The sequence below is a fragment of the Streptomyces sp. NPDC043854 genome, from assembly GCF_056436005.1.
Genome location: NZ_JBWKDK010000044.1, coordinates 39459 through 47848 on the forward strand (window position 1 = coordinate 39459; position 8390 = coordinate 47848).

Consider the following 8390-nt stretch of genomic DNA (forward strand, 5'->3'; position numbering starts at 1 on the left):
ACCGAATGGTGTGCCGGGCATTTCTATGTGGGGGGCGCAGCCCCCTTCCGTACGGGCCGGCGTCAGCGGGTGCTGTCGTGGAGGCGGCGCCAGGGTGTGAAGGTGAAGACCGCCGCGCCGAGGAGGATCACCGTGCCCGCGGCCAGGGCCAGGGCCCTGATGCCGCCCTCGTCCTCGGCGCCCGTCTCGGCGAGGCCGCCCGAGGTGCCGGACCCGCCGGTGGTGGCGCCGCCCGTGGTCGGGGAGCCCGAGCCGCCGGGCTGCGCGGTGGTGTCCAGCTCCAGGGAGACGCCGCTGCTGACCGCCTTGCACGGCACGTTGATCGGCGTGGAGCCGGGGCTCATCGTGACGTCGATGGTCAGCCGGTCCGGGCTCAGCGTCACCTTGCCGGTCTTGCCGGGCTTGTAGGTGCCGGTCATGTCGCTCAGGCTGACCGGGGCCTTGTCCGGGATCGGCTCCGCGTTGGCCGGGCCGGCGACCTTGACCGTGCCGCTGTCGGCGCCGCCGAGCCTGATGTCCATGGACGGTTTGAGGGCGCCGGCCGGGAGGGCCATCGGGCTGGCCATGGCGCCCTTGGCGGTCTTGACGGTGAGGTCGAAGCTGCCGCCGTTCTTCCTGGCGTTGATGGTGACCGGGGTCTTGATGCCGCCGGGGACGACCGCGCCGCAGTCGAAGGCGACCTCCACCGGCTTGCCCGGGAAGTCGGTCGGGCCTCCGCCGCCCCCGCTGCTGCCGCCCGTGCCGCCGCCGGTGGTGGTGGTCCCGCCCGTACCGCCCGTACCGCCGGTGGTGGAACCGCCGCCCGTTCCGCCGCCGCTGGTCGAGCCGCCGGTCGTGCCGCCGCCTCCGCCGGTGACCTTGATGGTGGCGGCGACGCCGGCCGTCTCCTTGGGCGAGCAGTGCGTGACGAAGCCGCTGAAGTCGACGTCGTACCTGCCGGGGGTGATCGTCACGTCCCCCGCCCCGGTCAGCTTGACCTTCCCCTTCATGTCGGACATGACCATGGGGGCGTTCTTCGGGATGGGCGGGTTCTTCCGCTCGCCCTCCAGCTTCACCTCCGCGCCGAGCGCCCCGCCGAGCTTCACCCAGCCGGTCGGCTTGACGGTGTCCTTGCCCAGGTCCATCAGGTCGGTGTTGTTCGAGGCGGGCTTGACGGTCTTCCACACCACCTCGACCTCGTCGCCGACCTTCGCGGTGGCGGGCGCCGTGACCGACACCGTGGTCGTGCCCTGGACGGGGCCGCCGCCGCCCGCCGGCGGGACGCACTCCACCTTGTACGAGACCTCGGCCGCCTGGGCGGGGCCGGCCGCCAGCAGGACGCCCGCGCCGCCGAACAGCAGCGCGACCACGGCCGCACTCACCCTCCGTTGGGTCTTCACGTCTGTCCCTTCGTCGTCGGACTGTTCTCAGACGGTGCGGACGCCTGTGGTGCGGTGAACCACGGCAGGACCGCCGTGGTGGTCGTGGGGGCCCTGGCGGCCGTGGTGGCCGAGGCGGTCGAGGCGGTCGAGGCGGTCGAAGGGGCCGCCGTCCGGGCCGGTGGCGCGTACGGCCGGGCCCGTTCCACGAGGGCCATCCCCGCTCGGAACAGCCCGGCCGGGACCACCAGCAGGAGCAGGCCCCGGAACAGCAGCACCCCGTACGGCCGGGACACCCGCCAGGGCTGCGTGGCCACGACGGTGTCGCCGTACTTGAGGGAGACCGTGTAGTCGCCGTGGGCGCCGGCGGCCAGGGTGACGGCGAGCCGGACCTCGGCCTTGCCGCCCGGCGGGATGGTGCCCTTCCACCGGACCTCCTCCCACAGCGGCGCGAACACGGCCTGCGCGGTGCCCAGCTGGAAGACGGGGTCCTTGACGGGAGCGGCCCCGAGGTTTCCGACGGTGACGGTGAACGTACGGCCGGGCGGGGCGCCGAACCAGGTCAGGATCCCGTCCTCGCCGGCCAGCCGGACCCCGCTCAGCATGGCCAGGCGCGGGGTGCCCGGCTCCGCGGGCAGCTCGGCCACCGGATGGTCGGTGATCTTCAGCGGGGTGGCGACGGTGGCCCGGTCCCCGCCCACCGAGGTGACGTTCACGATGCAGGGGCAGGGCTTGGGCGGGGCCACGACGGCCAGCCGGGCCGTGAACCGCCCGTCGTCGCCGGTCGAGACCGCGGCGCCGTCGGCGTTGGCGCAGCTGTTGGTGCCGCCGATCATGTTCTGTCCGCAGAGCAGCAGCATCACGAGGGCCTTGGCGGGCCAGCCGGTGCCGGTGACGGTGATCTCGGTGCCCTTCGCGGCCTCCTGGAGCGAGAGCGCGACGGCGGGCCTGTCCTCGGCGGCCGCCGCGGGAGCCGCCCCCGGGACCGAGGCCGGGGCCGCCACCGGGGCCGCCACCGGGGCCGCCGAGGCCCCGGCGGCGGCCGGTGCGAGGACGCACAGCAGCAGCGCCGCCCCTGCCGCCAGCCGGGCCCCGAGCTTGCCGATCACGTGGTTGCTCCCGTCAGCTCGTGGTCCGGTGCCGGGCCGGCCTCCCGTACGGGCTCCCCGGGCGCGGGCGGGCCGCGCCGGGCCCGCCGCCTGCGTACGAGGGGCAGCGCGGCCAGGGCCGCCCCGCCGAGGGCGAGCAGCACGGCGCCCACCCGTGCGCCGGTCCCCCACGGCACGAGCCGGACGGACGCGCGGGCGCTCGCCGGGGCGGCCCCGGGGGCGGTGGCGGTCAGCGTGAGGTCGACGTCGTCGAGGAGCGGCGCGCCGGGCCACGGCTCGGACAGCCGGACCCGCCGGCCGGGCGGCAGCTCCACCGGCAGGGTCCGGTGCGTGCGGCCGGAGACCGCGCCGAACAGCCCCTCGGCCCGCAGGGACAGCCCGGGGACGAGGGTCACGTTGCCCCGGTTGACCAGCGTGTAGCCGACCTCGGCCCGGGCTCCCCGACCGCGTACGGAGACGTCCTCGACGGTCAGCGCGGCCAGGGTCGGGCCGGTGACGCGCAGGTGGATCCGTACGCCGGCCTCGCGGCCGCCCTCGGCGGCGACGACGGCGGCCGGGTGGTCCCCGGGCAGGGCGGAGGGCGGCAGGGTGACGGTGAAGGGGACGACCGCGCGGGTCCGGGCCGGGATCTTCACGGGGGCGGCCGTGCCGAAGCTGATCCAGGAGCCGGCGCCGGGTGCGGTGCCGTCGGGGGGACGCACGGCCAGGCCGCCGTCGGCCGGGTTGGGGGCGTCGGCCCCGCGCAGGGTGAGGGTGCGCTCCCGGTCGGAGAGGTTGGCCAGGGCGAGGCGGTCCTCCAGGACGGTGCCGGGCGCGCCCGCGAGGTAGAAGGCCGGGCGGGCGCTGCCGGTGGCGCCCGCGGCGGGTGCGGCGGTCCAGTCGGGCTCGGCCCCGGCGGCTGCCGGGGCGGCGTACAGCGCTGCGGCCGCGAGGACCAGCGGCGCGAGCAGGCCGCGGCGGCGGGCGGGGAGCACGGGCATGGCCGGGGTGCTCCGTTCAGGTGCGGGCCTGGCGGCTGCGCCGGGTCAGCCAGAGCAGGCCGGCGGCGCCGGACAGCAGCACGGTTCCGCCGAGGGTGCCGAGGGCGGTGACGGAGTCGGCGGGACCGGTCTGCGCGAGGGAGCCGCCCCCGGCGCCCCCGGCGCCAGCGGACCCGGACCCGGACCCGGACCCGGATCCCGGCCCGGACCCGGCGGCGCCCGTCACGTCCAGCTCCAGCGAGGGCTTCGGGCTGTTGCCGGGGGTGCAGGTGGTGGTGGTCCCCATGGCCTTGATGGTGAGCACGCCCGCGGTGAAGGTGACCTTGCCGGTCTTCTTGGGGGTGTAGGTGCCCGAGAGGTCAGTGATCTTGATGGGGGTGTCGGGGGGAATCGCCTCGGTGTTGGCCGGGCCGGAAACCGGTACGGAGCCCTGCTCCGCGCCGCCGAGCACGATGGACGCACTCGGGTTCATCGCCCCCTTGCCGAGCTCGATGGGGCTGGAGGAGACGCCCTTCTGGAAGGACATCGTCAGCTGGTAGCCGTCGCCCTGCTTGACGGCCTTGATGTCGATGGGCGAGACGGCGGACTTGTCCCCGATGGGGGTCTTGCAGTCGTAGGCGACGTCGACGACATCGGCGTGGGCCGCAGGGGCCGCGGTCAGCAGGGCCGCCGATCCGGCCAGCGCGGCGGCCAGCGCGAGCGCGGTGGAGCGTATCCGGTTGGGCACCTTCGTCTTCCCCTCGGGCCGCAAGTTACTGACGACACATCAGATTGGGGCCACAAGGTACGCCCGGGACCTTGCAAGGGGAAGACGAAGGACGTGCGGATCGGGCGGGACGGACCGGCGGCGCATCGCGCCGGACCCGCGGGACGGGTCAGGCGGCGCGGACCCCCCGCTGCCAGACCGCCGACACCAGCGGGACGCCGGGCCGGTAGGCCAGGTGCACGTGGCTCGGGGCGTCCAGCACGGCCAGGTCGGCGCGGGCACCGGGGGTGAGCGCGCCGATGTCGGTGCGGCGCAGCGCGCGGGCACCGCCGGCGGTGGCGGCCCAGACGGCCTCGTCGGGGGTCATGCGCATGTCCCGGACGGCGAGCGCGATGCAGAACGGCATGGAGCTCGTGTACGAGGACCCCGGGTTGCAGTCGGTGGACAGCGCGACCGTCGCGCCCGCGTCCAGCAGCCGGCGGGCGTCGGGCCACTGGGCGCGGGTGGAGAACTCGGCGCCCGGCAGCAGGGTGGCGACGGTGGTGTCCGCGGCCTGGGCCAGCGCGTCGACGTCGGCGTCGGTGAGGTGGGTGCAGTGGTCGGCGGAGGCCGCGCCGAGCTCGACGGCGAGCTGCACGCCGGGGCCGTAGGAGAGCTGGTTGGCGTGGACGCGCGGGATCAGCCCGGCGGCGGCGCCGGCGGTCAGGATCGCCCGGGCCTGGTCGCCGTCGAAGGCGCCCTTCTCGCAGAACACGTCGACCCAGCGGGCGTACGGGGCGCAGGCCGCCAGCATCTCGCCGGTGACGAGGTCGACGTACGCGGCGGGGTCCTCGGCGTAGTCCGGGGAGACGATGTGTGCGCCGAGGTAGGTGACCTCCTCGGTGTGCGTGGCGGCGATCCGCAGGGCGCGGGCCTCGTCGGCGACGGTCAGGCCGTAGCCGGACTTGGTCTCGAAGGTGGTGGTGCCCTGGCGGCGGGCCTCGTCGAGATGGCGCACCAGGTTGGCCTCCAGCTCGGCGTCGGAGGCGGCGCGGGTGGCGGCGACGGTGGTGCGGATGCCGCCGGCGGAGTAGCTGCGGCCGGACATGCGGGCGTTGAACTCGGCGGTGCGGTCGCCGGCGAAGACGAGGTGGGAGTGGGAGTCGACGAAGCCGGGGATGACGGCTCGGCCCTGCGCGTCGAAGGCGCCGTCGGCGGCGGGGGCCTTGGCCGCCTCGCCGACCCAGGCAATGCGGTCGCCCTCGATGACGACCGCTGCGTCCTCGACCAGGCCGAGGGGGCCTTCACCCAGCGCGGGATCGTTGGTGACGAGAGTGCCGATGTTGGTGATGGCTGTGGTGGTCATGGGTTCCTCTCAGGGGTCTCTCCCCCACCCCGCCCCTTCCCGAAACCGGGGCTCCGCCCCGGACCCGTTCCGGGCGCTGCGCGCCCGGTGCGCTCGAACGCCGCGCGGGCTGGAAAGTCCGGCCTCGCCGGCGTTCGAGGCGCGGGGTTCGGGGCGGAGCCCCGATAGTCCAGCCCCGCCGGCGTTTGAGGCGCGGGGGTCCGGGGGCCGGGGCCCACGGATTCGGGAAGGGGCGGGGTGGGGGAGGAAAAAGGCGTCAGCCGCGGACGGCCGCGATCGACTCGGCGAGGGCGGACGGGACGTCGGGGACGAGGGTGTGGGCGCCGTCGCGGACCACGTGGCGGCCGCCCACCACCGTGTGCCGGACGTCCGCGGCCGAGGCCGCGAAGACCGCCGTCTCGGCACCGAGCCGCGGCAGCGGACCGGCCGTGCGCACCGTGTCCAGGGCGATCGTGGTGAAGTCCGCGAGCGCCCCCGCCTCCAGCCGGCCCGCATCCGGGAGGCCGAGCGCGGCGTGCCCGTCGGCGGTGGCCGCGGTCAGCAGCGCGTTCGCCGTCCAGTGCCCCCGGGTCCGGCTGCGCAGCCGCTCGTTCAGCTCCATCGCGCGCGCCTCCTCCAGCAGGTCGATCACGGCGTGGCTGTCGCTGCCCAGCGACAGCGGGCTGCCCGCCTGCTGGAGCCGGCCGGCCGGGCCGATGCCGTCGGCGAGGTCGCGTTCGGTGGTGGGGCACATGCAGGTGCCGGTGGCGGTGGTGCCGAGGAGGGCGATGTCCTCGTCGGTGAGGTGCGTGTTGTGGACGCCGGTGGTGCGCGGGCCGAGGACCCCGTGGTCGGCGAGGAGCCGGGTGGGGGTGCAGCCGTGGGCGGCCTGGCAGGCGTCGTTCTCGGCGGTCTGCTCGGACAGGTGGACGTGCAGCGGTGCCTGTCGCTCCTCCGCCCAGCGGGCGACGGTGGCGAGCTGTCCGGCGGGGACGGCCCGCACCGAGTGGACGGCCGCGCCGATGAGCGCGTGCCCGCGCGGCTTGAGGGCGGAGACGCGTTCCGCCCAGGCCTCGGCGGTGCCGTCGGAGAACCGCCGCTGGTGCTCGTTGGGGGCCTCGCCGAAGCCGGAGGAGAGGTAGGCGGTGTCGAGGAGGGTGATGCGGATGCCGGCGGCCGCGGCGGCCTCGATCAGGGCCTCGCCCATGGCGTTCGGGTCGGCGTACGGGGTGCCGCCGGGCGCGTGGTGGACGTAGTGGAACTCGCCGACGTTGGTGATGCCGGCGAGGGCCATCTCGGCGTACACCGCGCGGGCGAGGTCGAAGTAGCTGTCGGGGGTGAGGTTCTGGGCGACCCGGTACATGACGTCGCGCCAGGTCCAGAAGGTCCCGCTGCCCACCTGGACGACCGAGCGCAGGGCCCGGTGGAAGGCGTGGCTGTGGGCATTGGCCAAGCCGGGAACGGTCAGGCCGCGCAGCACCTCGGCGCCGGGCGGGGGCGCGTCCACCCCCGTGCGGACGGCGGCGATCCGGCCGTCGTCGGACACGTCCAGGGCGACGCCCGGCTCGACGGTGTTGCCGAGCCAGGCGTGCTCCAGCCAGTACGTCTTCAGCACGGGCCCATTCAACGACATGCCAGGCCTTCCAGTACGTCGGCGAGGGCGAGGACGCCGGCCACGCAGTCGTCCTCGGGGGCGAACTCCCGCGGCGAGTGGGAGACGCCGGTGGGGTTGCGCACGAACAGCATGGCGGTCGGGACGGCGGCGGAGAGGATTCCCGCGTCGTGTCCCGCGCCGGTGCCGAGGACGGGGACGGACCCGCCGAGGATCCGGTTGATCTCGTCGCGCAGGGCGTGCTCGAACTCGACGACCGGGGTGAAGGACTCCCGGACGACGGCGAGGTCGATGCCGTCCTTGTCGGCGGCCTCGCGGGCGGCCTTCTCGATGGCGGTGACCACGGTGTCGAGGGTGGCCTGGTCGGCGGCGCGGGAGTCGAGCCAGCCGCGCACGAGGGAGGGGATGGCGTTGACCCCGTTGGGCTCGACGGAAATCTTGCCGAAGGTGGCGACGGCCCCGGCGAGCGCGGCCTCCGTACGGGCGGCCAGCACGGTCTCGGCGTAGGTGAGCATCGGGTCGCGCCGGTCGACCAGGCGGGTGGTGCCGGCGTGGTTGGCCTCGCCGCGGAAGTCGAACCGCCAGCGGCCGTGCGGCCAGATGGCGGAGGCGATGCCGACGGCGTCTCCGGAAAGGTCGAGGGCGCGGCCCTGTTCGACGTGCAGTTCGACGAACGCGCCGATGCGGGCGAGGCGTTCGGGGTCGGGTCCGATGGCGTCGGGGTCGTACCCGGCGGCCTCCATGGCCTGCGGGAGGCTGATGCCGTCGGCGTCGCGCAGCTCGTACGCCTTCTCCTTGGTCAGCTGGCCGGAGGTGAGGCGGGAGCCGACGCAGGCGAGCCCGAAGCGGGCGCCCTCCTCGTCGCCGAAGTTGACGATGGCGAGGGGGCGCGTGAACCGGACGCCGCGGGCGCGGAGTTCGTCGAGCGCGGCGAAGGCGGACACGACGCCGAGGGGGCCGTCGAAGGCGCCGCCGTCGGGGACGGAGTCCAGGTGGGAGCCGGTGACGACGGCGTCACCGGCGGCCGGGTCGCCGAGCCAGGCCCACTGGTTGCCGTTGCGGTCGGTCTCGACGTCGAGGCGGCGGGCCTCCGCCTGCATCCGGAACCAGAGCCGGCAGTCGGCGTCGGCGCCGGTCCAGGCGTAGCGGCGGTACCCGCCGGAGGCGGGGGGGGGGGGGGGGGGGGGGGGGGGGGGGGGGGGGGGGGGGGGGGGGGGGGGGGGGGGGGGGGGGGGGGGGGGGGGGGGTTGGGGGGGGGGGGGGGGGGGGGGGGGGGGGGGTCCTCGCCAATCGGGCTGGTG

The 8390-nt window shown here is 75.7% G+C and carries 6 protein-coding genes and 1 pseudogene; all 7 read right to left on the reverse strand.

Annotated features, from left to right (window positions below):
* Nucleotides 1-62: 62 nt before the first annotated feature.
* Entirely contained in the window at nucleotides 63-1379 is a 1317-nt protein-coding gene (locus AC068A_RS29520) for a hypothetical protein (RefSeq protein ID WP_478589310.1), read from the reverse strand.
* Nucleotides 1376-2464, reverse strand: a complete 1089-nt coding sequence (locus tag AC068A_RS29525) for a neocarzinostatin apoprotein domain-containing protein (RefSeq protein ID WP_478589316.1) — start codon at nucleotides 2462-2464, stop codon at nucleotides 1376-1378. The genes AC068A_RS29520 and AC068A_RS29525 overlap by 4 nt, the downstream gene beginning before the upstream one ends.
* Nucleotides 2464-3447 carry a COG1470 family protein gene (locus tag AC068A_RS29530; protein ID WP_478589311.1) on the reverse strand — a complete coding sequence of 328 codons (984 nt, stop codon included), beginning with the start codon at nucleotides 3445-3447 and terminating at the stop codon, nucleotides 2464-2466. The genes AC068A_RS29525 and AC068A_RS29530 overlap by 1 nt, the downstream gene beginning before the upstream one ends.
* A gap of 16 nt (nucleotides 3448-3463) precedes the next feature.
* Nucleotides 3464-4174: an LPXTG cell wall anchor domain-containing protein gene (locus AC068A_RS29535; protein WP_478589312.1), complete on the reverse strand. Its 711-nt coding sequence runs from the start codon at nucleotides 4172-4174 to the stop codon at nucleotides 3464-3466.
* A gap of 148 nt (nucleotides 4175-4322) precedes the next feature.
* Complete coding sequence (hutI, locus tag AC068A_RS29540) at nucleotides 4323-5498, reverse strand: imidazolonepropionase (protein ID WP_478589313.1); 1176 nt, start codon at nucleotides 5496-5498, stop codon at nucleotides 4323-4325.
* Between the two features lie 256 nt (nucleotides 5499-5754).
* A complete protein-coding gene (locus AC068A_RS29545; protein WP_478589314.1) occupies nucleotides 5755-7092 on the reverse strand; it encodes a formimidoylglutamate deiminase in 1338 nt (445 codons plus the stop codon).
* An 8-nt stretch (nucleotides 7093-7100) separates the two neighbouring features.
* Nucleotides 7101-8258 (reverse strand): annotated as a pseudogene (locus AC068A_RS29550) (allantoate amidohydrolase); the annotation flags it as partial.
* Nucleotides 8259-8390: the final 132 nt, after the last annotated feature.

Bases quoted from the DNA above. Each gene is read 5' to 3' on its own strand.
- hutI (WP_478589313.1), bottom strand. From the start codon at position 5,498: ATGACCACCACAGCCATCACCAACATCGGCACTCTCGTCACCAACGAT.
- AC068A_RS29530 (WP_478589311.1), bottom strand. From the start codon at position 3,447: ATGCCCGTGCTCCCCGCCCGCCGCCGCGGCCTGCTCGCGCCGCTGGTC.